At 58.4% G+C, this 24,889-nt stretch carries 19 protein-coding genes and 4 tRNA genes; 4 read left to right on the forward strand and 19 right to left on the reverse strand.

What is annotated here, in order from left to right; all coding sequences use genetic code 11:
* Positions 1 to 33: 33 nt before the first annotated feature.
* Positions 34 to 2,586, reverse strand: a complete 2,553-nt coding sequence (locus tag CRO23_RS23000) for a class I adenylate cyclase (protein WP_004934235.1) — start codon at positions 2,584 to 2,586, stop codon at positions 34 to 36.
* 316 nt (positions 2,587 to 2,902) lie between these two features.
* On the opposite strand from CRO23_RS23000, the gene hemC reads away from it, so the two are divergent.
* Genes hemC through hemY form a run of 4 tightly spaced genes read left to right on the forward strand, consistent with a single transcriptional unit; the run spans position 2,903 to position 6,928 of the window.
* Complete coding sequence (gene hemC / locus CRO23_RS23005) at positions 2,903 to 3,844, forward strand: hydroxymethylbilane synthase (RefSeq protein WP_004934233.1); 942 nt, start codon at positions 2,903 to 2,905, stop codon at positions 3,842 to 3,844.
* Entirely contained in the window at positions 3,841 to 4,581 is a 741-nt protein-coding gene (gene hemD, locus CRO23_RS23010; protein ID WP_028127629.1) for a uroporphyrinogen-III synthase, read from the forward strand. The genes hemC and hemD overlap by 4 nt, the downstream gene beginning before the upstream one ends.
* A 22-nt stretch (positions 4,582 to 4,603) precedes the next feature.
* Positions 4,604 to 5,728 (forward strand): uroporphyrinogen-III C-methyltransferase, encoded by a 1,125-nt coding sequence (hemX, locus tag CRO23_RS23015; protein ID WP_097102998.1) that lies wholly within the window; start codon positions 4,604 to 4,606, stop codon positions 5,726 to 5,728.
* A 3-nt stretch (positions 5,729 to 5,731) separates the two neighbouring features.
* Entirely contained in the window at positions 5,732 to 6,928 is a 1,197-nt protein-coding gene (hemY, locus tag CRO23_RS23020) for a protoheme IX biogenesis protein HemY (RefSeq protein ID WP_004934228.1), read from the forward strand.
* A gap of 720 nt (positions 6,929 to 7,648) precedes the next feature.
* On the opposite strand, the gene CRO23_RS23025 is transcribed toward hemY, so the two are convergent.
* The 18 genes from CRO23_RS23025 to rho all read right to left on the reverse strand — a co-directional run bounded on the left by CRO23_RS23025 (position 7,649) and on the right by rho (position 24,515).
* A tRNA-Pro gene (locus CRO23_RS23025) sits at positions 7,649 to 7,725 on the reverse strand.
* Positions 7,726 to 7,799: 74 nt separating this feature from the next.
* Positions 7,800 to 7,886, reverse strand: a tRNA-Leu gene (locus CRO23_RS23030).
* Positions 7,887 to 7,927: 41 nt separating this feature from the next.
* Positions 7,928 to 8,003 (reverse strand) — tRNA-His (locus tag CRO23_RS23035).
* Between the two features lie 63 nt (positions 8,004 to 8,066).
* Positions 8,067 to 8,143, reverse strand: a tRNA-Arg gene (locus CRO23_RS23040).
* Between the two features lie 135 nt (positions 8,144 to 8,278).
* On the reverse strand, positions 8,279 to 9,682 hold the full coding sequence (gene thrP, locus CRO23_RS23045) for a bifunctional threonine/serine APC transporter ThrP (protein ID WP_097103000.1): 1,404 nt from the start codon (positions 9,680 to 9,682) through the stop codon (positions 8,279 to 8,281).
* A 365-nt stretch (positions 9,683 to 10,047) separates the two neighbouring features.
* Entirely contained in the window at positions 10,048 to 10,788 is a 741-nt protein-coding gene (gene wecG / locus CRO23_RS23050) for a lipopolysaccharide N-acetylmannosaminouronosyltransferase (protein ID WP_048796346.1), read from the reverse strand.
* A 14-nt stretch (positions 10,789 to 10,802) separates the two neighbouring features.
* Positions 10,803 to 12,170 (reverse strand): ECA oligosaccharide polymerase, encoded by a 1,368-nt coding sequence (gene wzyE / locus CRO23_RS23055; RefSeq protein ID WP_016929500.1) that lies wholly within the window; start codon positions 12,168 to 12,170, stop codon positions 10,803 to 10,805.
* Positions 12,167 to 13,252, reverse strand: a complete 1,086-nt coding sequence (locus CRO23_RS23060) for a TDP-N-acetylfucosamine:lipid II N-acetylfucosaminyltransferase (protein WP_097103001.1) — start codon at positions 13,250 to 13,252, stop codon at positions 12,167 to 12,169. The genes wzyE and CRO23_RS23060 overlap by 4 nt, the downstream gene beginning before the upstream one ends.
* On the reverse strand, positions 13,249 to 14,499 hold the full coding sequence (gene wzxE / locus CRO23_RS23065) for a lipid III flippase WzxE (RefSeq protein ID WP_033639018.1): 1,251 nt from the start codon (positions 14,497 to 14,499) through the stop codon (positions 13,249 to 13,251). Before wzxE ends, CRO23_RS23060 begins: the two co-directional genes overlap by 4 nt.
* 1 nt (position 14,500) lies before the next feature.
* Entirely contained in the window at positions 14,501 to 15,631 is a 1,131-nt protein-coding gene (gene rffA, locus CRO23_RS23070; RefSeq protein ID WP_033634227.1) for a dTDP-4-amino-4,6-dideoxygalactose transaminase, read from the reverse strand.
* Positions 15,618 to 16,349, reverse strand: a complete 732-nt coding sequence (gene rffC / locus CRO23_RS23075; protein WP_016929504.1) for a dTDP-4-amino-4,6-dideoxy-D-galactose acyltransferase — start codon at positions 16,347 to 16,349, stop codon at positions 15,618 to 15,620. The genes rffA and rffC overlap by 14 nt, the downstream gene beginning before the upstream one ends.
* Positions 16,327 to 17,208, reverse strand: coding sequence for a glucose-1-phosphate thymidylyltransferase RfbA (rfbA, locus tag CRO23_RS23080; protein WP_016929505.1), 882 nt, complete (start codon positions 17,206 to 17,208; stop codon positions 16,327 to 16,329). The genes rffC and rfbA overlap by 23 nt, the downstream gene beginning before the upstream one ends.
* Before the next feature lie 48 nt (positions 17,209 to 17,256).
* A complete protein-coding gene (gene rffG, locus CRO23_RS23085) occupies positions 17,257 to 18,324 on the reverse strand; it encodes a dTDP-glucose 4,6-dehydratase (RefSeq protein ID WP_033639020.1) in 1,068 nt (355 codons plus the stop codon).
* Complete coding sequence (gene wecC, locus CRO23_RS23090) at positions 18,321 to 19,583, reverse strand: UDP-N-acetyl-D-mannosamine dehydrogenase (protein ID WP_033639021.1); 1,263 nt, start codon at positions 19,581 to 19,583, stop codon at positions 18,321 to 18,323. The genes rffG and wecC overlap by 4 nt, the downstream gene beginning before the upstream one ends.
* Positions 19,580 to 20,710 (reverse strand): non-hydrolyzing UDP-N-acetylglucosamine 2-epimerase, encoded by a 1,131-nt coding sequence (gene wecB, locus CRO23_RS23095; protein ID WP_049300316.1) that lies wholly within the window; start codon positions 20,708 to 20,710, stop codon positions 19,580 to 19,582. The genes wecC and wecB overlap by 4 nt, the downstream gene beginning before the upstream one ends.
* An 85-nt stretch (positions 20,711 to 20,795) precedes the next feature.
* A complete protein-coding gene (wzzE, locus tag CRO23_RS23100) occupies positions 20,796 to 21,848 on the reverse strand; it encodes an ECA polysaccharide chain length modulation protein (protein ID WP_016929509.1) in 1,053 nt (350 codons plus the stop codon).
* 20 nt (positions 21,849 to 21,868) lie between these two features.
* The gene (wecA, locus tag CRO23_RS23105) at positions 21,869 to 22,966 is read right to left on the reverse strand and encodes a UDP-N-acetylglucosamine--undecaprenyl-phosphate N-acetylglucosaminephosphotransferase (protein WP_028127624.1); all 1,098 of its coding nucleotides are present in this window, start codon (positions 22,964 to 22,966) and stop codon (positions 21,869 to 21,871) included.
* Positions 22,967 to 23,255: 289 nt separating this feature from the next.
* Positions 23,256 to 24,515, reverse strand: a complete 1,260-nt coding sequence (gene rho, locus CRO23_RS23110) for a transcription termination factor Rho (RefSeq protein ID WP_004934188.1) — start codon at positions 24,513 to 24,515, stop codon at positions 23,256 to 23,258.
* Between the last annotated feature and the right edge of the window lie 374 nt (positions 24,516 to 24,889).

The raw sequence follows: 24,889 nt of genomic DNA on the forward strand, positions 1-24,889 counted from the left end.
TAAGCAGGGCTCGGCAACCGAGCCCTTGCGGCGTCAATGCAGCTGGAACTGCTGCTTCAGCGGCTGAGCGGCGCCGTCGGCCACCGTCACGCACAGGCTGGACAGCACGTTGCTGCGGAACGGGATCACCTGCGTGCGCCCGTCGAGCTGCACAATCTGATAGAACTGCGGCAGATTGAAGTTGATGAAGCTGGAGCCGTAAGTGAAGCGATCGTGCGACGAGGAATAGAAGCGGCTAACGTCGCGCACCAGCTCCTCTTTACTGCCCTCGCAGTGGTGATACACCTCAACCCGATTCGACTCATCCAGAATATAGATGTTGAAGCCCTTGTCGTCTGAGGTGTCTTCGAAGAAGAACTGGATGATCCCCTCGCTGGCGAAGCCATCCACCACCGGCGGCAGATGCACCTGATCGGTTTCCACCTTGATAGACAGGCCATGCAGCTTGTTGTTGGAGATGGCGCCGTAAAACTCCACCGCATTCTCCAGCTTTTGCACCGATACGCTCAAGCGCTCGAAGAACAGCCCCCAGGTCTGCCCGGCGACGCGCACCGCCTTGAAGCGGCCGGGTTCCAAACGGGTACTGGACAGGCGCAGCTCGATGCACTCCGACACCAGTTGCTGGATACGGGTGCGGATCAGGCCGCGCAGGTGCTGGCTGTAGCAGAACACTTCCACCGATTCCGGCGGCGCGGCGTCCTGATGCATTTTGCCGAGAATGGTTTTCAGCGCTTCCAGCACCGACTGCTCACCGCTGAAATGCAGGGTGCGCACCTCGTTCCAGGAGTTGCGGTACAGCAGATCGATGCTGCCCACCAGACACTGCTGCTGCTGGCCGAAGCTGAACACGTCCAGCTTGCGGAAATCGAAGTGCACCACCTGATTGCGGAAGGCGGCGGTCGGATCGTTTTCCAGATTGACGATGATCGCCAGATGGCGAATCTCGCACGGGCTGTACAGCGCTTTCGGCGTCGGCGCCGGCAGGCGCAGCGGGAAGTGATGGGAAACGTCGGCCACCAGCTCCTGCAGCTTGGCGGTGTCGCACAGGTTGCCGCTCTTGATGTGCAGGCGGGTCTGCGGCGTCAGCAGGCCGTTGAAATAGGCCCAGGCCACCAGCTTGTTCAGGTAGCGGTTATATTCCAGCGGCTGATGGCTGACGATAGAATCCATGGCCGGCGCCTGATTGTACAGGTACCAGCCGGTGCGGTTGGCGCGGCCAACCGGCACGTGAATAAAGGTTAAATCGTTTTCCGACAGGTCCGGTGAAATCTGCGGGTTCACCAGCGTCACCTTGCCGGGCAGCGCTTCGAACGCCGCATACAGTTTGCGGGTCAGCACGCCGATATCCTGCGGGCTGGCGCTGACGCTGAGGTTGTTGCGGCGAGCGAAACGGATCAGGTTGCGGTAGCTCTGCATCATCGCGTCGAGCAGTTCGTTATGCGCTTCGCGCACCCGCTCGATTTTCCAGTTGGCGCGGTTGTCCAGCATCGCCAGACGCTCTTCGCTCCAGCCCCACTCGCTGACCAGCTGGCTGAGGATCTCGCGCCGCCAGCCGACGCAGGCCTTGGCCAGCGACAGCTTTTCACATACTTTCAGGTAAAAACAGCGGCGGGCCAGATCGAGGCGGGTGGTGTCGTTGATGTCGGTCAGGTAGCGGGTCACGCGCTCAAGCATCATGCAGTAGGCGTCGAGCCCGAAGCTGACGATCTCGCCCTGATGCAGCCGGTGTTTGATGTCCGTCGCCAGCAGTTGGGTATTGGGGTATTCCCAGGAATAGGCTTCCAGCAGCAGGGTCTTCAGCACCGCCTTGTAAGGCGAATCGATGCTCTTATACAGTTGCCACAGGCTGGCGCCAAAGTACTCTTCCGCCGACAGCGAACTCAGGCCGCCGAGATCCAGCCACTCGTTCGGCGTCAGCGCGCCCTGCGCGTACAGCGACAGCACGTATTCATCGTAGTGCGCTTCTTCTTCGCCCGGCACCATGTTCCACAGGATGCGTTTGCCGGCCAGGCGCACCGCGGTGCGATAGAATTCGTCGAGCAACAGGATGTGCTGCGTCGAGCCGCAATCTTCGCCGCCCAGGCTGCCGCTTTCATTATGGCGGAAACGGTTTTCATCGATCAGGAAGAAGCTGACTTCCACCCCCATCGAGGCGGCCCACTTCTCAAGCAGGCTGCATTTTTGCTGCAGGCGGGTGCGTTCTTCGTTGTCCAGCCAGGACTGGTGGCAGACCCAGATGTCGAGATCCGAGCTGCAGCTTTGGCCGATAGACGAGGTGCTGCCCATCGAGTAGACGCCGGTGATCGGCAGCTCGCCGCTGGCCGGTTTGTCAAACGGGCTGCCCCATTTGTCTTCTAAATCGTTCAGGTATTCTTGTTGAGTTTCATCAGGCGTGTAGAGGCAAATGCCGTGGGGAACGTTACCGTTCAGGTAACCCGGCATCAGCGGGTGGTGGTGGTGCAGTAAGGTGGGCAGCAGACTGTATACCCGTTGAAACGCGGGCTTCATAGCCGCCAGGGCGCGATCGACGCGTAGCTGATTGATCGCATCCAGTCTCTGCTTCAATGTCTCGATGTAGAGGTACAAGACGTCTCGCCTGATTATCCCGGTGTTTAGAAAAAAACCCGTATTCCATAAGCGCCGTTAGTGTAAGAAGAATATTTGGCGACTTATTGCTGGAAACGTGATCAATTTAACACCTTGCTGATTGACCGTAAAGGAGGTAACGCTTCACAATTATTGTAGCGCTTCCCTAAACGATTTACCCGCAGTGTTAACTGCCCCAAAGCACATCACACGTCCCTTTGATTCCGTTGTCCTTTTTCCGCCTCCGGCTTCTTGCACTGACAGTATTGGCTCTCAGTGGTAGGATGGATGGCGAAATATAAAAACGGTAACAAGCATGTTAGACAAAATTATTCGAATTGCCACCCGACAAAGCCCGCTTGCACTTTGGCAAGCACATTATGTGCAGCAACGTCTGATGGCCTGCCATCCCGGCCTGCAGGTCGAGTTGGTGCCGATGGTGACGCGCGGCGACGTTATTCTGGATACGCCGCTGGCGAAAGTCGGCGGTAAGGGCCTGTTTGTTAAAGAACTCGAGCTGGCGCTGCTGGAAGGCCGCGCCGACATCGCCGTGCACTCGATGAAAGACGTGCCGGTCGATTTCCCTGCCGGGCTCGGTTTGACCACCATTTGCGAACGCGAAGATCCGCGCGACGCTTTTGTTTCCAATCGTTTCGCCTCGCTCGATCAGCTGCCGCAGGGCAGCGTGGTCGGCACCTCCAGCCTGCGCCGCCAGTGCCAGCTGCGCGAACGCCGCCCGGATCTGATCGTGCGCGACCTGCGCGGCAACGTCGGCACTCGCCTGGCCAAGCTGGACAACGGCGACTACGACGCAATTATTCTGGCGGTGGCCGGCCTGAAGCGCCTGGGGCTGGAGCAACGCATCCGCAGCCCGCTGAGCGCCGAAGAGTGCCTGCCGGCGGTCGGCCAGGGTGCGGTCGGCATTGAATGCCGTCTCGACGACAGCGTCACCCGCGCGCTGCTGGCGCCGCTGAACCATGCGGCCACCGAAACCCGCGTGCGCGCCGAGCGGGCGATGAACACCCGCCTGGAAGGCGGCTGCCAGGTGCCGATCGGCAGCTATGCCGAACTGGATGGCGACAGCCTGTGGCTGCGCGCCCTGGTCGGCGCGCCGGACGGCAGCCAGATGGTGCGCGGCGAACGCCGCGGCCCGGCCGCCGAAGCCGAACGGATGGGCGTTGAGCTGGCGGAAGAGCTGCTGGCGCGCGGCGCGCGCGAGATCCTGCGCGAAGTTTATCAGGGAAATCCGCCGGCATGACGATCCTGGTAACCCGCCCATCGCCTTCGGGAGAGCAGTTAGTGAGCCGGCTGCGCGCACTCGGCCGGGTTGCCTATCATGCGCCGCTGATCGACTTCGCCCCCGGCGGCGATCTGCCGCAGCTGCCGCAGGCGTTGCAACAGTTGAACGCCGGCGATCTGGTGTTCGTGCTGTCGCAGCATTCGGTGAACTATGCCGATTCGGTCATTGGCCGCGCCGGGCTGAGCTGGCCCGCTCACCTGGCTTATTACGCCATCGGCCGCACCACCGGGCTGGCGCTGCACCGCATCAGCAGTTTGCCGGTGGAATACCCGCGCGAACGCGAGATCAGCGAAACGCTGCTGCTGCTGCCGGCGCTGCAAAAGCTGGCGGGCAAACGCGCGTTGATTTTGCGCGGCAACGGCGGCCGCGAACTGTTGGGGTCGACGCTGAGCGAGCGCGGCGCCGACGTCAGCTATTATGAATGCTATCAACGCAGCCCGGTGCACTATGACGGCAGCGAGCAAAGCGCCCACTGGCAGCGCGCCGGTGTGGATACGCTGGTGGTGACCAGCGGTGAAATGTTACAACAGCTCTATACTTTAGTTCCTGATTACTATCGTTCTTCATGGCTGCTGCGTTGCCGCCTGGTAGTAGTGAGCGAACGCCTGGCTACCCTCGCCCGGGATTTGGGCTGGCGTACGATTCGGGTAGCTGACAACGCCGATAATGACGCGCTGATCCGCGCGCTACAATAATCTGACTATGGGATGTGCCACTATGACGGAACAAAATACCCCAGCCGCCCCGGTTGAAGAGCCAACCACCGCGGTTGAGAGCTCCCAGCAGCCAGCCGCTGCCAGCCGCAAAGGCAAGAACACCGGCCCGGTGCTCGGCGCGATCGCTATCGTGCTGGTCATCGCCCTCGGCGCGGGCGGCTATTACCACACGCACAAGCAGGCGCAACAGCTGATCGCCGCCAATCAGGCGCTGCAGCAGCAGCTTGAAGGCGTGAAGCAGAGCCAACAGCAGGAAAGAAATGCGCTGGAAGGCCTGCTGCAGCAACAGGGTAAAACCCTGGACGCCGCCGATCGCGAGCAGGCGAACCTGGCGCGCCAACTGAGCGAGCTGCAGGAAAAAGTGGCGACCATCTCCGGCAGCGACGCCAAAACCTGGCTGCTGGCGCAGGCCGATTTCCTGGTGAAAATGGCCGGCCGCAAGCTGTGGAGCGATCAGGACGTGACCAGCGCCGCCGCGCTGCTGAAAAGCGCCGACGCCAGCCTGGCGGATATGAACGATCCGAGCCTGCTCGATGTGCGCCGCGCCATTACCGAAGACATCAGCACGCTTTCCACGCTGACCCAGGTCGATTACGACGGCATCATCCTCAAGGTCAATCAGCTGTCCAATCAGGTGGATAACCTGCGCCTGGCCGATAACGACACCGACGAAGCGCCGATGGATCAAAACAGCAGCGAGCTCTCCGGCTCGATCGGCGAATGGCGGCAGAACCTGGCCAAGAGCTGGCGCAATTTCATGGCCGACTTCATCACCATCCGCCGTCGCGATACCAGCGCCGAACCGCTGCTGGCCCCGAATCAGGACATCTACCTGCGCGAAAACATCCGTTCGCGCCTGCTGGTGGCCGCACAGGCCATTCCGCGTCACCAGAACGAGACCTACAAGCAGTCGCTGGAAACCGTCTCCACCTGGGTGCGCGCCTATTTCGACACCACCGACCCGGCGACCAAGGCCTTCCTTGAAGAGCTGGACAGCCTGAGCCAACAGTCGATCTCGATGGACGTGCCGGATCAGCTGAAAAGCCAGCCGCTGCTCGAAAAAGTGATGCAGACCCGGGTGCGCAACCTGATGACCCAGTCCCCTGCCGCTCATCAGGAGGGTTAAGCCATGTTACGCGTGCTATTTCTGTTCCTGGTGGTGATCGCCAGCGTGGTGCTCGGGCCGATGTTGGCCGGGCATCAGGGCTATGTGCTGATCCAGACCGATAACTACAATATTGAAACCAGCGTCACCGGCCTGGTGATCATGTTGGTGCTGCTGTTCGTGGTGCTGCTGGCGATCGAGTGGATCCTGCGCCGCATCTTCCGTACTGGCGCCCGCACGCGCGGTTGGTTTATCGGCCGCAAGCGCACCCGCGCGCGCCAGCAAACCAAAGCCGCGCTGATCAAACTGGCGGAAGGCGACTACAAGCAGGTTGAAAAGCTGATGACGCGCAACGCCGACCACGCCGAACAGCCGGTGGTGAACTACCTGCTGGCCGCCGAGGCCGCACAACAACGCGGCGATGACTTCCGCACCAACCAATATCTGGAGCGCGCCGCTGAAGCCGCCGACACCGATCAGCTGCCGGTGGATATCACCCGGGTTCGTATCCAGCTGGCGCAGGGCGAGAACCACGCCGCGCGCCACGGCGTCGATCGCCTGCTGAACCAGGCGCCGCGCCATCCGGAAGTGCTGCGCCTGGCGGAACAAGCCTATCTGCGCACCGGCGCCTACGCGTCGCTGCTGGAAGTGCTGCCGTCGATGCGTAAAATCGAACTCCACAGTGAAGAGCAGTTGCAGGCATTGCAGCAACAGGCTTATATCGGGCTGATGAATCAGGCGATGGCGGACGAAGGCAGCGAAGGCCTGAAGCGCTGGTGGAAAGATCAGAGCCGCAAGACGCGTCACGAGGTGCCGCTGCAAATCGCGATGGTGGAACACCTGATCGAATGCAACGACCACGAACTGGCGCAGGAGATTGTGCTCGACAGCCTGAAGCGCCAATACGACGAGCGTCTGGTGCTATTGCTGCCGCGGCTGAAGTCCGGCAACCCCGAGCAGCTTGAGAAAGCGCTGCGTCAGCAGATGAAACAACACGGCGCGACGCCGCTGTTAAACAGCACGCTGGGGCAACTGCTGATGAAGCACGGCGAGTGGCAGCAAGCGGCCGACGCCTTCCGCGAAGCGCTGAAACAGCGCCCGGATGCTTACGACTACGCCTGGTTGGCCGATACGCTGGAAAAACTGCATCGTTCGGATGAAGCGGCGCAAATGCGACGTGAGGGACTGATGTTGACGCTGAAACAGAACGGCGGCGAATAACGCCCTGCCCAAGTGAGAAAAGCGCGGCTCCAATGCCGCGCTTTTTTTGCCCAGGGTTTTCTGTGGCGCAAAAAAAAAACACTTGCCGTATGGCAAGTGTATAAAGAAGCAATCAGGTCTAGGACAACAGGGGCGGTGCCTCACTCAACGTTTTGCCCTGAGCGTGATGACGGGTTAGTCATCGTTCTCGTGGGCGATAGGCACCCTAAATCGGCTCTGCGTCATTCCCAGGGTTTATGAAGCCTAAGGCGAACATAAGAGGTGGAATGAGCATCTACGCTATAGATATTGCATTTGACGTGCCAACTTTTAGATTGAGCCCGTCTCCAATAGGAAATTTAATTCAATGCATTGAAATATAAATAATTTATACTTCCTCCCCACCCTCCCTGCCTGATACCTCTCCCTGGCATTCCATGCCAGCGGCCGTTATAAGAATGTCGCTTCAAAACGACGGCTTAAGCCAAATCCGGTTTTATCTTTTAAAATCAATAAATTATTTGTCTCAACCTGACGACAGCGCTGGATGGTCATGTCGCTGAAAACCAACACGCTCACAGGCAGGCACAAGATGCCAGCCCTCATGGATGCAAAAAGCCCGCACATTGCTGCGCGGGCCTGCCTTCTCGTCTCGCTTCGCGAGGCTCCTCCTGCGGAGGTACTCATCCTCATAAACGACAGACGAAAAAAAACCTGCTTTAAAAGCAGGTTTTTCGAATGTGGTCGGCGAGAGAGGATTCGAACCTCCGACCCACTGGTCCCAAACCAGTTGCGCTACCAAGCTGCGCTACTCGCCGATTTGTGTTGCTCATACTACCTGATTTATCAGACCGCTGTCCATATAAATCTTATATTTATCAGATATTTTGCGTGGTGCGAAGAGAGGGACTTGAACCCTCACGTCCGTAAGAACACTAACACCTGAAGCTAGCGCGTCTACCAATTCCGCCACCTTCGCACTGTCACAAAATACTGCTAAATCTTCACTTCATCAGGAAGTGGGGTGGCTAATGGGACTCGAACCCACGACAACTGGAATCACAATCCAGGGCTCTACCAACTGAGCTATAGCCACCATTACTACTTCTTCTTACTCACGCGGTAATATTACCACCGCAGCTCCTGCGCACAAACTTAATGGCGCGCCCGACAGGATTCGAACCTGAGACCTCTGCCTCCGGAGGGCAGCGCTCTATCCAGCTGAGCTACGGGCGCGTAGCGCCGTTGCGGGAGGGGATACTACGGATTTACGCCAATCCTGTCTAGTGCTTTTTCGCAGAAATGTTGCGTTTGATTACGCTTTGCTCACTCCTGCGCAGGAAAGCGCACTCCGTAGCCCCTTTTCACCGTTTATTGCCGCGTTTCTACCCGATTTTCAGCCGGATGATGTTTCTTATGCATGCCGAAAGCGAAGTAGCACAGGCTGACGCCCGCTAAGAAAATCGCCCCAACCAGCAGGGAAATTCGCGTATCCGGGTTGATTCCCATGCCGACCAGCACGCAAACCAGAAAAGCGATGGTCAGATAGTTCACATACGGGAACATGATCGACTTAAAACTGTGGTTTTTGATCGCTTCCTTGTGCGCGCGGCGGAAATAGAGCTGGCTGATCAGCACCACGAACCACGGCACCATGCCCGGCAACACGCTGGCGCTGTAGACATAGACGAACACCAGCTCCGGATTAGGGATAATGTAGTTCAGCGCGGAGCCCACCAACAGGCAGCCAATGGTGACGGCGATGCAGTTGACCGGCACGCCGCTGGCGGAAAGCTTGGTCAGCGCCGCCGGCAGTTGGCGATTCTTGGCCAGGGCGTACAGCATGCGGCCGCCGCTGTACATGCCGCTGTTGCAGCCGGAAAGCGCGGCGGTCAGCACCACAAAGTTGATAATGCCGGCGGCGGCGACGATGCCGATCTTGGCGAAGGTCAGCACGAACGGGCTGCCGGTGGTGCCGATGCCGTTCCACGGGAAGATGGTCACGATGACGAAGATCGCGCCGACATAGAAGATCAGGATGCGCCACAGGATATTGTTGATCGCGCGTTTCAACGTCACTTGCGGGTTTTTGGCTTCCCCGGCGGTGATGCCCACCAGCTCAACCCCCTGATAGGACGCCACCACGATGCACAGCGCAAACAGGAAGCCCTTCCAGCCGCCGGCAAAGAAGCCGCCGTGCGCCGTCAGATTGGCGAAACCGATAGGTTCACCGCCGTTGCCGAAACCGAAGAAGATCACCCCCAGCCCCACCAGAATCATCACGATGATGGTGGTGACCTTGATCATGGCGAACCAGAACTCCAGCTCACCGTACAGACGCACCGCCGCCAGGTTGGCCAGCGCCACCATCGCCACGGCGATCAGCGCGGGAACCCACTGCGGTATTTCCGGGAACCAGAACTGCACATACACCCCGATGGCGGTGATCTCCGAAATGCCGACGGCGATCCACATAAACCAGTAGCCCCAGGCGGTCAGGTAGCCGAAATAGGGATTCATGTACTTGTGCGCGTAAACGGCGAACGACCCGGCGACCGGCTCAAGGAACAGCATCTCCCCCATCGAACGCATAATGAAGAATACGAACAGCCCGGCGATGATGTAAGCCAGCAGTACCGACGGCCCCGCCCATTTCAGCGTACTGGCCGATCCCATAAACAGGCCGACACCGATGGTGCCCCCGAGAGCGATAAGCTCGATGTGCCGGGCCTCAAGGCCTCGGTGTAGCCCTTGCGGTTTCTCTTTGTGTGCCATAAATCCTCAATAGTTTTTCTCGGGTTGTGTTTGCCTGCCGGCCGCTGCCGGTCGTTATTGTCATTATTAAAAGAATAAATCATCCCCTGCCGTTCGAGTTGGCATCAACGGGTAGTCGGAGCGAAGTTACCGTGAGAAGAACATCGTTCAGCGCTGTCGCATCAGGCTTCAGCGGCCAGGGATAATTTCCGGGCGGTATCGTTTCGCATTTCGCCGCTATAAGCAAACCGCAATTTAAAACTTTATGGAATAAATGCGGCGGCGTTTAGGGCCGAGGGTTATAGATATGCGGGAGAAACGCGCAAAAGCAGATTATTGGTACAGCAGTCCGGAGCGGAACAGCACTTTCCACCCCGGATGAGGGGTTACATCTTGCCGCTGTAGTAGTAGCCGACAAACTTCAACAGCTTCAACTGTCGGCCGATGCGGCTGGGTTGGCTGAGCAGGCGGTAGAGCCATTCCAGACCGAGGTTCTGCCACACCTTGGGCGCACGCTTCACATGCCCGGTAAAGACGTCGTAGGTGCCGCCCACGCCCATATACAGCGCCTGCGGATACACCTTGCGGCAGTCGCGCATCAGGAGCTCCTGCTTCGGCGATCCCATCGCCACCGTCACGATAGCGGCGCCGCTGGCGCGAATACGCTCGAACAGCGCCTCTCGTTGATCCGGTTTGAAATAGCCGTCCTGGCTGCCCACCAGGTTGACATTCCACTGGCTGCGCAGCTTTTGCTCGGTTTCCGCCAAGACTTCCGGCTTGCCGCCGACCAGGAAGACCGGCGTGCCTTCGCGGCCTGCGCGCTGCATCAAGGCTTCCCACAGATCGGCGCCCGCGACGCGCGACACATCCGCCGCCGGGTATTTGCGGCGGATTGAGCGCACCATGCTGATGCCGTCGGCGTACTTGTACTCCGCTTCATCCAGCAACGCATGCAGCGCCTGGTCCTCTTCCGCCTTCAGGATCTTTTCCGCGTTCATCGCCACCAGCGTGCCCTGTTTGACCCGGCCGCCGTCGAACAGAAAGTCCATGCAATGCGCCATATCGCGAAAGCCCCACAGGCTGAAACCGCGCAGCTCATACTGCGGCACCGAAATCTTTGTTTCCATCGTTCTCATTACCCTTACAAAAGACCGTTGGCCCGAGGCGGAGACGCCAGCGCGCGGGCACGCGTCACTCTGGCCTTGATCAGCCCGGCGGTATCGAACAGCCAATACAGCAACTTCGCCAGCACCAGACAGGCGCCGAAAATAATGCAGAAGAACACCACGCGCGACACGAATGAGTCCACCCCTTCGCGCGCCAACACGATCATGTTGAACACCGCGCCGAAGCAGAATCCTTGCAGGATAGCCGCCTTATAGCGGTTCGGCTCGGTTTTGCCCAGCTCATACAGCCAGTCGAACCACTTGATGATCATGCCCACCAGAATCGCGCCGATCGGGATAAACAGCGCGCCGCCCATCACCACCAGCGAACCGATCAGCGTCGGCGAAATCGCCAGCCCGGAGTGGTTGTTCAGCACTTCCCAGGTGAAATAGTTGGCGGAGTTCAGCACCACGTCCGGCCGGCCCGGCCATAGCCAGGTTGGGATAAAGACGTAGAAATCACGCAAGATCGGCGCCAGGCCCTGGAAATCGATCTTGTCGTAATTTTGCAGCAACAGCGCCAGGTTTTCCCACGGAGAGAAGGTATCGCGGGTCAGATAGAGGAAGGTATAAAACGCTTCCGCGCCGCTGACGTCCAGGCTATAGCGCTTCAACGCCAGCCAGAACATGCCGACCACGCCGAATATGCCCGCCGCCGCCAGCATCCAGAGCGTGATCCAGCCGCGCACGATACCGATAAACAGGAACAGCGCGAAAGCGATGATAATGTTGGCACGGGTGCCGCCGACGATCACGTAGGTCAGAATGCCGAACGCCACCGTCGCCACCAGGAACAAGAACCAGGCGCGCAGATCCTGCCGCAGGAAATAGACCACCAGCATCGCCGGAATGAAGAAGTAGAAGAACCGCTTGAGCGCCACGCCGGACACGTCGCTGGAGAAGATCTGGCTGTAGGAATTGAGCTTGAACAGCAGGAAGCCGTTCTGCATGAAGAAGATGCCCACGGTACCGATCGCCACCAGCGCCAGCAGCACCCAGGTCATATGAGTCTCTACCCGGTTCATGGTAAACAGCGCCGCGCGCGGCTGAGTGCGGCGCTTGCGCAGCCGGGTCTTGTAAGTGACGTAATAGATGGCGTAAAACGCCGTCGCCGACAGCAGGGCGTACAGCAGAAACTCCACCGGCACCACCTCGACGTCAAACTGAAACACCAGCAGGCAGGTTAACGGGAAGCCGAAATAGAACGTCAGCAAATACAGCAGCGAGAAGAAGACGTTGAAGTTAAAGCGCACGCGCCGAAACTCCTGGTAGGTCAGCGTCAGGATAAACGTCAGGCTGACCAGATAGACGACAAACAGGCCGCCGAATTGCGCCAACGTCATGAATGCTCTCCCGCTGCCAACGCCAGGGCTTGCTGCCAGCCGTCAACATAGTTCGGATTGAAGAAGGCGATCGCCTGTTTATCCACCGCCGCCAGCTGACGCTGCGCTTCGCGCACCACCGCCTCGTCGAGCGAGTCGCCGTAGAACAGCACCGGCAGGTGCTGTTCCGACAAATCCTGCCAGAACGGGTTCTGCCGGCTGAGCACGAAAGGCACGCCGAACTGAATCAACAGGCACAGGGTGCCAATCCCCTGCTGGCGATTGAAAATGAAATAGCCGAGATCGCAGGCGCGCAGAATATTGAGGTAGTCCTCAAACGCCACCTGCTGCGTGAGCAGCTGCAGGTTTTTCTCGCCGAACAGCGGCAATCCGGCGGCGCGCACCTGCTCGATGTAAGCATCGTTGTTGGCCGGATAACCCATCGGCAGGATCACGCGCACGTCGGCGCCGAACTGCTGATGAATCGCCTGCAGCGCTTCGATATGCCGATTGCTGCGATCGCCGGAGTTGCCCACCAGAATCGTCATCGGCCCGGCCAGGTTTTTCTCGACGTGAACGTCGGTCAGCGCCGGATCCATGCGGGTCGGGAAGTACAGCAGCGAGGCCGGCACCCGCGCATGGCGCTGCTGGTAGTGAATCACGTCGCCACGGGTAGCAAACACATTCCCTACCCGCCCCTGCGCAATGCGGCGCAGCAGATAGAACAGCCGGAATTTCCAGCTGGCGGCGTCTTCATACAGATCGGCGCCCCAAATATGCCAACTGACCTGACGCGCCTTGATCTTGCCGCTCAGCAGCGCCAGCCACAGCCCCGGGTTGAACTGGCCGTGCAGGAAGAAACGCGTATCGCGATCGGCTTGGGCGCGCGCGATGACCGCCGCCGCCAGGCTTTTCTTATCCGCGTAGGGCTCAATGTTCAGGGCGGGGAAATCTCCCAGTGCCGCCACATCCTTGGCCGCCACCATAAAATGCCGCGTCTGCTCAGCCGGCAGACGCGGCGCCAGCACGTCATTGAAGAAGCGCAGCACCGTCTGGTTATGATGCGGGATATCGGATCCCAGAACGTGAATCAGTGTGGTCATACTCGTCTACGATAAATAAGAAACACGCAGCTACAGAGCGCGAAATACACGATGTAGGTTGCCATATAGGCCTGAGCCGCTCCCAGCGCGCCATGCAGCGGGATCAGCCAGTGCGAGAACAGCGTCAGCAGCAGAAACTGGCTGACTTCCGTCAGGATATAAAAGCGCAGCGACGCTTTGGCGATCACCAAATAGCCGAACACATAGGCCCCGACTTTCAGCACGTCGCCCACCAGCTGCCAGGCAAACAAATCGCGCATGGCGACGAATTTGTCCGAGAACAATAGCCAGATGGCGAAATCACGCAGCAGCCACACCGTAAAGCTCGCCGCCGCTACCGCCGGCAGCACGAATTTCAACGAGCGCACGATCTCCCGCGAGATGGCGCCCTTGTCCGTCAGCCGCGACAGCGTCGGCAGCAGATAGACGGTAAACGAGGCGGTGATGAACTGCAGATAGGCATCGGAAATGCTGCTGACGCCCTGCCAGATCCCCACCTCATCCCAACCGTAATGCGCGGCCAGCAGGTTACGCATCATCACGTAAGCCACCGGCAGCGTCACCGAGGTGATCAACGCCATGAGGGTGAATTTGCCGAGGTTGCCGGCCACGAGTTTGTCCCAACGCGGCGCCAGATAGCGCAGCGGCAACGTTTTGCGCCGCCACAGCATCAGCCCGGCAGGCAACACCACCAACGCCGGCACCAGCGCCAGCCCCGCCAGCGCGCCTTCATAGCCCCCCAGCTTGAAGCACAGGTAATAAGCCACCACGCCAATCAGGCTGCCGCCGATCACCGCCAGCGCATTGCCCATCGCGTCGCGATAGCCTTTCAGCACCGCCATGAACAGGTTGGCGTAGGCGATGCCCATCTGAATGAAAGCGACGGCGCGCACCACGCCGACGTAATCGGCATGCCCGAACAGCCCAATGCTGATCGGTTCGGCGGCGAACAAAAACACCAGCGCCAGCAAGGTCGAAAAGCCCAGCACGATGCTCGACGCGGTGCCGACCGCCAGGCGCAAACGCTGCGGATCCTGATGGTACTCCGCCACGTATTTGGTGATGCCGTTAAAAATGCCCGCGCCGGACAGCACGCCCAGCACGGTAATCAACTGGCGGAAGTTACCCGCCTGCCCCACCCCGCTGGGGCCAAACGCCACCGCCAGCAGTTTCACCACCAACAGCCCCACGCCGATTTTGATCAGCGTGGAGCCGGCAGTCCATATCGATGCTTTTGCCAACGACATATCAGGCAAAGAAGCTCAGGATGGTATTGATTACCGTACGCTGATTGACATCAGACATATTGTAGAACAGCGGCAAGCGCACCAGACGCGCGCTTTCCTGCGTGGTGTAACGATCTTCGCCGGCAAAGCGGCCGAACTGTTCGCCGGCCGGGCACGCGTGCAGCGGGATATAGTGGAACACCGCCATGATTTCGGCTTCCTTCAGGTAGTCGATAAAGGCCGTGCGCTCTTCGATATCACGCAGCTTGATATAGAACATGTGCGCATTGTGCTCACAGTCCGCCGGCACGATCGGCAACTCGATGCGCCCTGACTGCGCCAACGGCAGGAAGCTGTCGTAGTACTTCTGCCACAGAGCCAAACGGCGCTGGTTGATGCGTTCCGCCACTTCCAGCTGGCCCCACAGGTAGGCGGCCTGCAGGTCAGACATCAGATAGCTGGAACCGATATCGCGCCAGGTATATTTGTCCACCTGGCCACGGAAGAACTGACTGCGGTTGGTGCCCTTCTCGCGGATGACTTCCGCCCGATCGATCAGAGCCGGATCGTTCACCAGCGTCGCGCCGCCTTCGCCGCCGGCGGTGTAGTTTTTGGTTTCATGGAAGCTGAAGCAGCCGATATGGCCGATGGTGCCCAATGCCTTGCCTTTGTAGGTCGACATCACGCCCTGCGCGGCGTCTTCCACTACGAACAGGTTATATTTCTTCGCCAGCGCCATGATGGTATCCATCTCGCAGGCGACGCCGGCGTAGTGCACCGGTACGATCGCGCGGGTTTTATCGGTGATCGCCGCTTCGATTTTGGTTTCGTCGATATTCATGGTGTCCGGACGCAGGTCGACGAACACCACTTTGGCGCCGCGCAGCACAAAGGCGTTGGCGGTTGAAACGAAGGTAAAGCTCGGCATGATCACTTCGTCACCCGGCTGGATATCCAGCAGGATGGCGGCCATTTCCAACGACGCGGTGCAGGAAGGCGTCAACAACACTTTCGCGCTGCCGAAACGCTGTTCCATCCACTGCTGGCAGCGACGGGTGAAACCGCCGTCGCCGCACAACTTGCCGCTGCCCATGGCAGCCTGCATATATTCCAGTTCAGTGCCAACAACCGGTGGAGCGTTAAATGGAATCATGTCTACCTCTGTATAACCAATACGCGGTGCTTTCAATCACGGCACCCTGTCGTTGATAGAGTCGTAATGCGGCGATATTGCCTACCTGGGTCGCGACCCGCAGGCGCTGCATCCCTTGCCGTCGACATTCGGCGATCGCCGCCGTCATCAGCCTGGCGCCCACGCCCCGGCCGAATGCGCCGGGGAAAGCCGCTAACAGGCCGATGCGCGTTTCCTGGCCGCCAATGTCACGCAGGCTGACAAAGCCTTCGGGTTGCCCCTGGTTGTTCAGTACCAGCAAACATTGATGATCAAAGGTGCCCAGCACCGCTTTTTCGATCCAGGCCGCATAGAATCGCCCACTATCGGCGCGATCGTACCACGGTGCACGAAACCGGCTGGCGGCGAACACCTCACCGGCGGCAGCCCGCAATGACGGGATATCCTCGGGAACGGCCAGACGCACCGCAGCCGCCGAAGCGACATCGGCCGTCGTGCTTTCAGACGCAACGTTCACTGCCAGGTCCACTTCCCCTTCGACCAGCCGGAATCCCAGCGCCGACAGCGCATCGGCCCACTCCAGGCGGCAAGCGGGGATTTTGGCCTGCACCAACGTATAAGCATCCAAATCAGCCTCGGCCACGGGCGCTGCCGAGCTATCGAAATGTAACTTGGCGCTTTTCAAGTGGAAGAAGTCGCTCTCCCAATTCAGCGGTTCAATACTGGCGTGGACGCGCATGCAATAAATCCAGTAAGTATTTGCCGTAACCGGTTTTGGCCAGCGTCTGAGCCGCGCGTTTCACGCCCTCATCATCCAGCCAGCCATTGCGCCAGGCGATCTCCTCGAGACAGGCGATTTTAAAGCCTTGGCGTTTCTCGACCGTCTGCACGAAACTGCTGGCTTCCAGCAGGCTGTCGTGAGTGCCGGTGTCCAGCCAGGCAAAACCGCGCCCCAACAGCTCGACGGCCAGCTCTCCGCGTTCCAGATACATCTGGTTAATGCTGGTGATTTCCAGCTCGCCGCGCTCAGAAGGCTTCACCTGTTTGGCAAACTCCACCACCTGGCTATCGTAGAAGTACAGGCCGGTCACCGCCCAGTTAGACTTCGGTTTAACCGGTTTTTCTTCGATCGACAGCGCACGGAAGTGGTCGTCAAACTCCACCACGCCAAAGCGCTCGGGATCCATCACCTGATAGCCAAACACGGTCGCACCGGTGGTGCGCGCTGCAACGCTTTTCAGTTTGGGACTGAACCCCTGACCAAAGTAAATATTGTCACCCAATACCAGGCAGCTCGGCTCACCGGCCAAAAATTCTTCGCCGATCAAAAAGGCCTGAGCCAGGCCATCGGGACTTGGCTGTTCGGCATAGCTGAGATTAATGCCGAATGCTTCGCCGCTGCCCAAAAGCCTCTTGAATGAAGGCAGATCTTCCGGCGTGGAGATAATCAGAATGTCTTTGATTCCCGCCAGCATCAGCACCGACAACGGGTAATAGATCATCGGTTTGTCGTAGATCGGCAGCAGTTGCTTGGACACACCACGAGTAATCGGATGCAGACGCGTACCGGAACCGCCAGCCAGAATAATACCTTTCATACGTACTCCAAAACCCGCCGCGCCGCCGCAAAGCGGCGCGGCGTTAGATTAATCTGACAACCCCAAACGCTCGCCGGCATAAGAACCGTCTTGCACCCGGCGCCACCAGGTTTCGTTGTTCAGGTACCAAACCACGGTTTTGCGAAGGCCGCTTTCGAACGTTTCCTGTGGCCGCCAACCCAACTCGCGATCGATTTTGCCGGCGTCGATGGCGTAACGCATATCGTGGCCCGGGCGATCCTTCACGTAAGTGATCAGATCGCGGTAGTTCGCCACGCCCTGCGGCTTGTTCGGCGCCAGTTCTTCCAGCAGATCGCAAATGGTCTGCACCACTTCGATATTCTTGCGCTCGTTATGGCCGCCGATATTGTAAGTTTCGCCTACCACGCCTTCGGTCACCACCTGATAGAGCGCGCGCGCGTGATCCTCGACATACAGCCAGTCGCGCACCTGCGCGCCGTTGCCGTATACCGGCAGCGGTTTGCCGGCTACCGCATTCAGGATCACCAACGGAATCAACTTTTCCGGGAAGTGATAAGGGCCGTAGTTGTTCGAACAGTTGGTCACGAGGGTCGGCAAACCGTAGGTGCGCAACCAGGCACGCACCAGATGATCGCTCGACGCCTTGGAGGCGGAATACGGACTGCTCGGCGCATATGGCGTGGTTTCGGTGAACAGATCGTCGGTGCCGTGCAGGTCGCCGTACACTTCGTCGGTGGAGATATGATGGAAACGGAAAGACTGCTTCTTCTCCGCCGCCAACGGCTGCCAGTAATGGCGCGCCGCTTCCAGCATCGTGTAAGTGCCAACCACGTTGGTCTCGATAAAGGCCGCCGGGCCATCGATAGAGCGATCGACGTGGCTTTCCGCCGCCAGGTGCATCACCACGTCCGGCTGATACCGGGCAAATACCCGATCCAGCTCAGCACGATCGCAGATGTCGACCTGCTCGAAAGCATAGCGCTCGCTCTCGGCCACCACCGCCAGCGACTCGAGGTTACCGGCATAGGTCAGCTTATCCACTACCACCACGCTGTCGCCGGTGGCCTCGATGATGTGCCGCACAACTGCGGAGCCAATGAAACCGGCGCCACCGGTCACCAAGATACGCTTCAACGCCAGACTCCCTTGGTATCCACCACCCAGCTTTGCTTGATCTCTTCCGGCCGGATGGCCTTGAACTGTTGGTGATCGACCAACATCACGATCACATCGGCCTGCTGCAACGCCTCAGCGATTGGCGTCAACGTCACATGGCCCGCCAGCGACTTCGGCAACTGTTCGACGTTCGGCTCCACCGCCAGCGTTTCGCCGACGTGCCATTCGGCGATCAGGTGCGCCACTTCTACCGCCGGGCTTTCACGCAAATCGTCGATATTCGGCTTGAAGGCCAGGCCGAAGCAGGCAATTTTCACCTCGGACGCGCGCTTATCGGTGGCGGCCAGGCAATCGGCCACCGCCGCTTTCACCCGGTCGACCACCCACAGCGGTTTTCCGTCGTTCACCAGGCGTGCGGTGTGGATCAGGCGCGCCTGCTGCGGGTTTTGCGCCACGATAAACCACGGATCGACGGCGATGCAGTGACCGCCTACGCCCGGCCCCGGCTGCAAAATATTCACCCGCGGATGGCGGTTCGCCAAGCGGATCAGTTCCCAGACGTTGATCCCCTGTTCGGCGCAGATCAACGACAATTCGTTGGCAAAGGCGATATTCACGTCGCGGAAGCTGTTTTCCGTCAGCTTGCACATCTCGGCAGTGCGCGAGTTGGTGATCACGCATTCGCCCTCGAGGAAAATCTTGTACAGCGCGCTGGCACGTTCCGAGCACTTCGGCGTCATGCCGCCGATCACGCGGTCGTTTTGAATCAGCTCTACCATCACCTGCCCCGGCAACACGCGCTCCGGGCAGTAGGCGATATTCACGTCCGCCGCTTCGCCCGCTTGCTGCGGGAAGCTGAGATCGCTGCGCGCCTGCGCCAACCATTCCGCCATCTGTTCGGTGGCGCCCACCGGCGAGGTGGATTCGAGGATCACCAGATCGCCTTTTTTCAGCACCGGCGCCAGCGATTTCGCCGCCGCTTCGACATAGGCCAGATCCGGCTCGTGATCGCCCTTGAACGGCGTAGGCACCGCGATCAGGAATGCATCGGCCGCCAGCGGCTTGGTCACCGCCTGCAGGAAACCGCCGTCGACGGCGGCCTTGACCACTTTGTCCAGATCCGGCTCGACGATATGGATCGCGCCGCGGTTAATGGTATCTACCGCATGTTGGTTAACATCTACACCCACCACTTTTTTCTTGCGAGAAGCAAACGCCGCCGCCGTTGGCAAGCCGATATAACCCAGGCCGATAACCGAAATAGTGTCAAAACTCATAGTGTCACCTGATGATTCTTTAAAGCTTCGAGGATACGCTGACAGGCATGCCCGTCGCCGTATGGGTTGTGCGCCCGGCTCATCGCGTGATATTCGCTTTCGTCCGTCAACAGCCGGGTCACCGCTTCAACAATTTTGGCCACATCGGTGCCGACCAGGCGCACCGTGCCCGCATCTACCGCCTCAGGGCGCTCGGTGGTGTCGCGCATCACCAGCACCGGCTTGCCTAACGAGGGCGCCTCTTCCTGAATGCCGCCGGAGTCGGTCAGGATCATGTAAGCGTGGGTCATCAGATAGACAAACGGTAAATAATCCTGCGGCTCGATCAGCATGACGTTGTCGATGCCTTTCAAAATGCGATTCACCGGCTCGCTGACATTCGGATTGAGATGCACCGGGTACACCACCTGCACTTCCGGGTGGCTGCGGGCGATCTCCGCCAGCGCGCTGCAAATCCGCTCAAAACCGCCGCCAAAGCTTTCCCGGCGATGGCCGGTGACCAGAATCAGTTTTTTGTCGGCATCGAGGAACGGGTAACGCTGCGCCAGGCCAGCGCGCAGCGCAGCATCGCTCATCACGCGATCGCGCACCCAGAACAGCGCGTCGATCACCGTATTGCCGGTCACAAAAATACGGTTGTCCGGCAGCAGCTCGCGCAGCAGGTTTTGGCGCGAGTTCTCGGTCGGCGCGAAGTGGAACATCGCCAGATGGCCGGTCAGTTTGCGGTTGGCCTCTTCCGGCCAGGGAGAATACAGATTGCCGGTGCGCAGCCCGGCCTCGACATGCCCGACGGGGATGCGTTGATAGAACGCTGCCAGACTGGTCGCCAGCGTGGTGGTGGTATCGCCGTGCACCAGCACCACGTCCGGTTTGAAGTCTTCCAGCACCCCTTTCAGCCCTTCCAGGATGCGACAGGTGATTTCCGTTAGCCCCTGGCCGGGTTTCATGATGTTCAGGTCGTAATCCGGCGTGATCCCGAACAACCGCAATACCTGATCCAACATCTCACGATGCTGTGCCGTTACGCAGACTCTTGCTTCAAAAGCCTCATCCTGGGCCAGTGCATGTACCAGCGGTGCCATTTTAATGGCTTCAGGCCTGGTGCCGAAAACAGTCAACACTTTCACAGCGAATCTCTTTTGGTCGGTTAATCGCAGGCCCAGCCTGCGAATGGGGCGCTCACGCGCCCTGCATCAGATTATTATATTATTTTTAACTACGCGGCCGACGCGCCAAGGCAACACCCGCGCCAACCAAAGCGCCCATCGCGCCCCACAGAATCAGCCAGAATACCCGGCGCGGGCTGTCGCGTTTTACCGGCTCTTCCGGTGTGCGCAAATAACGGTAGGTCTGGAACTTCTCATCCAACGTCGGGCCAACGTTCAGCGTCGCCAACATTGCGCGGTTCTGATCGTAATCCAGATCGTAGGTCGGGCCGGAGGCCTGCAGACCTTCCAGACGCGCCTGCAGCATTGGCCGGCCCAGCAAGAACAGATCCGAATCCGGCAACTGTTCTGCCGGGGTGTCGGTTTGCGTGCGGCTGATCCCTTGGCTCTCGGCGATTTTCAGCGCCTGCTGCGTGGTGTTCAGCTCGCGCTTGTAAACCGACTCCGCGACCGCTTCCTGGCGCTTGACCTGTGCCTTCATCGAGGTGGTACGAGCGGCCCACGCCCCCTGGATCTCTTCGTTCAGGTGCAGGGCAGCGCGGTGGCTGGCGAAGGTCACGTATTGACGCAGCAGGCGGTTGGCGTCCGCCGCGGTTTCCGCCGTCAGCTTCACGCCGTCGTTCGGGACTTTTTTGTCGTCACGCGGCGTGAACAGGATGTTGTTGATCAGCTCGTCGAGCAGCGCCGCATCGGCGCGGGCATCCCCTTCCTGACGTTGCTTGTAGTAATCACTCTGCAGCCAGAAATCGCGACGCGTATCGTAAGCCGCCAGTTGCATGATGAACTCATTGTACGCTTCATCCGCGATGCTCGGCTGATCGCCGGCCGTCGCCGGCAGCGTGCGCACATCCAGATTACGCAGGAACTGCTGCTGGGAGTAGTAACCGCCCAACGCATTCACCGTGGGTTTGTCTGTGATTGCGGTCGCGCTCCACTCTTGCTTAACCAGATAAGAGACGATCAACGCGACCGCCGCGAACAGCACCGCAATGCCGATAATCCACGGTTTGCCGCGCCACAGGGTGCAGCACAGGCCGCGGATATCGAGTTCGTTATCCACCGCCGGGGTATGCTTGTCAGACGTTGTTTCTGGATTCATCACAGCCAAAAAGCCTCTGGTTAAGATACTTGCTTGTTATCGCTCGAACGCCGCAGGCGACGCTTGATACGCTTAATGTACCGCGCAACCCGCCAGGCGCGCTTGATGCAGTAACCGTACAGGAAGAAAGCAAGCAAGAATAATGCCAACATAACCCACTCTGGGATAAAAGTCAGGCGCTCGCCGATCACGCCAACTGCAGCTAACAACACGGCAGCCAGAGTGATGAGCACAAAAGCCTGCCTTGGCGTAAAACCGGCGCGCATGATCAGATGGTGAATATGTTGACGATCGGGAGAGAAGGGACTCATTCCTTTGCGCAAGCGACGATACATGATCGCTATCATGTCCATCAGCGGAATCGCGATGATCCACAGCGCCGTCACCGGATTGATCGAGCGAGTGGCTCCCTGCGAACTTTGCAGCAGCAACCAAATGGCGGTAAAGCCGATCAGGGTGCTACCGGCATCACCCATAAACACTTTATAGCGGCGGCCGAGGATACCGAGGTTGAGCAAAATATAGGGAACGATGGCAGCGATCATCGCAAAGCACCAGAACGCCAGCTCGTTATGGCCGCTCAGGTACAGCAGCAGGCCCAGCGCACCGAAGGAGACACACGACAACCCACCCAACAAGCCATCAATGCCGTCAACCATATTGAAAGCATTGATAGCCGCCCATACCGCAAACAGCGTCACCAAATAGCCAAAGGGACCCAGTAAGACTTCCCAGTTCCCCAGTACATGGCCAAAGCTGCGCAGATACAAACCGGCGAACACCATCATGGCAATGCCTACCAATGCCTGAACTAACGCTCTGATCTTAACGCTGATATCAAAACGGTCATCCAAGGCACCGATGAACACTAAAATGCCCGCGCAGGTGAGGTAAAGTTCACTGTGTGCAATCTTTTGTTCCGATATAAAGAAAGCGAAACATAGACCGGCATAGACCGCAATACCGCCAACCAACGGAATTAATCCTTGGTGACGTTTACGATAGTTCGGCTTATCAACCAACCCAATGCGTTTCGCTACCTTACGGGCAACAAAGAGGAAAGCTAAGGAGAATAGGAAAACAAATAGAATTTCAGTACTCATAGTGAGTAGGTTCACAATTAACAGATCTCGTAAGAAGATAGGCAGCTTAACATGGGCGACAGGCTATGCCATGAGATCCCGTTGCCTTTCAGTCATTTCTTATGATGCGGGAATTCATTCTCATTCGCCCCAGCACCGCGGCCAATTCCGGCAGTAACATGCCGCATACTCAGATATCGAAAACAAGAAGAATTCTCAATAAGTCGTAGAAACAACTTACTTTTCCATTACCGCTACTTATCGTATCCGCCAAAAGCAAAAAACGCCACGACTAGGCGTGGCGTTCAGCGAATTTTTTAACGAATTATGAGCGTTTCATCATATCGAAGAATTCATCGTTGGTTTTGGTCATCGCCAACTTATTAATGAGGAACTCCATCGCGTCAATCTCACCCATCGGGTGAATGATTTTGCGCAGGATCCACATTTTTTGCAGCTCTTCGGAGGTGGTGAGCAGCTCTTCTTTACGGGTACCGGAACGGTTGTAATCGATCGCAGGGAATACGCGTTTCTCGGCGATTTTACGCGCCAGGTGCAATTCCATGTTGCCAGTGCCTTTAAATTCTTCGTAGATCACTTCGTCCATCTTCGAACCGGTATCAACCAGCGCAGTCGCGATGATGGTCAGGCTGCCGCCCTCTTCCACGTTACGCGCCGCACCGAAGAAACGCTTCGGACGGTGCAAGGCGTTGGCGTCCACACCACCGGTCAGCACCTTGCCAGAGGCCGGTACCACGGTGTTGTAGGCGCGCGCCAGACGGGTGATGGAGTCGAGCAGAATGATCACGTCTTTCTTGTGCTCAACCAGGCGCTTGGCCTTCTCGATCACCATTTCGGCCACTTGCACGTGACGCGAAGCCGGCTCGTCGAAGGTCGAGGCGATCACTTCGCCCTTCACCAGACGCTGCATCTCGGTCACTTCTTCCGGACGTTCGTCGATCAGCAGCACCATCAGCACGCAGTCTGGGTGGTTGTAGGCGATACTCTGCGCGATGTTCTGCAGCAGCATGGTTTTACCGGCTTTCGGCGGTGCCACGATCAGGCCACGTTGGCCGCGGCCAATCGGCGCCGCCAGATCCAGTACGCGCGCCGTCAGGTCTTCGGTCGAGCCGTTGCCGCGCTCCATCCGCAGACGGGAATTGGCGTGCAGCGGCGTCAAGTTCTCGAACAGGATCTTGCTGCGGGCGTTTTCCGGCTTGTCGTAGTTGACTTCGTTGACTTTCAACAGGGCAAAATAGCGCTCGCCTTCTTTTGGCGGACGAATCTTACCGGAAATGGTGTCACCTGTGCGGAGGTTGAAGCGGCGGATTTGGCTAGGGGATACGTAGATGTCGTCGGGACCGGCGAGGTAGGAACTGTCTCCAGAGCGGAGGAAACCGAATCCATCCTGCAATATCTCGAGCACGCCGTCGCCGAAGATATCTTCTCCGCTTTTCGCATGTTGCTTCAGAATGGAGAAGATAATGTCCTGCTTGCGCATGCGGGCAAGGTTTTCCAGCCCCATATTTTCGCCGAGAGTAATCAGCTCAGAAACCGGCGTATTCTTTAATTCGGTAAGATTCATAGTGGTGGGTTCTTAAACTCGGGGTATGTCTCGAACTTGTATCGTGAATGGTATGGCAGCGAAATGCGTGCCTGTTTACTGGACGTTCGATCACCGGGCGCAGAGCCGTCGCGGTAAGAAATGGCTTACATCGGGCGCACGCATTGACGGTTGAAGATCGAAGGTACCTTAAAAATGATTTTTGCAAAACCGTTTGATTGCCAAAACACGGGCTGAGTTCAGTTTACTTTCAACGCCAGTGGTTCGACACAGAGTATAGCTTTAGATTCAAACTCTTTAGATTTAAAACTTCGGGCAAGTTCTATATGCAGTGTGGTTAAACTTAACACGCTTCTTGGCAGGCGTCTAGCGGTGAATTGAACATCACCGCCAGG

This window comes from Serratia sp. JKS296, assembly GCF_900215445.1.
Taxonomy (GTDB): Bacteria; Pseudomonadota; Gammaproteobacteria; order Enterobacterales; family Enterobacteriaceae; genus Serratia; species Serratia marcescens.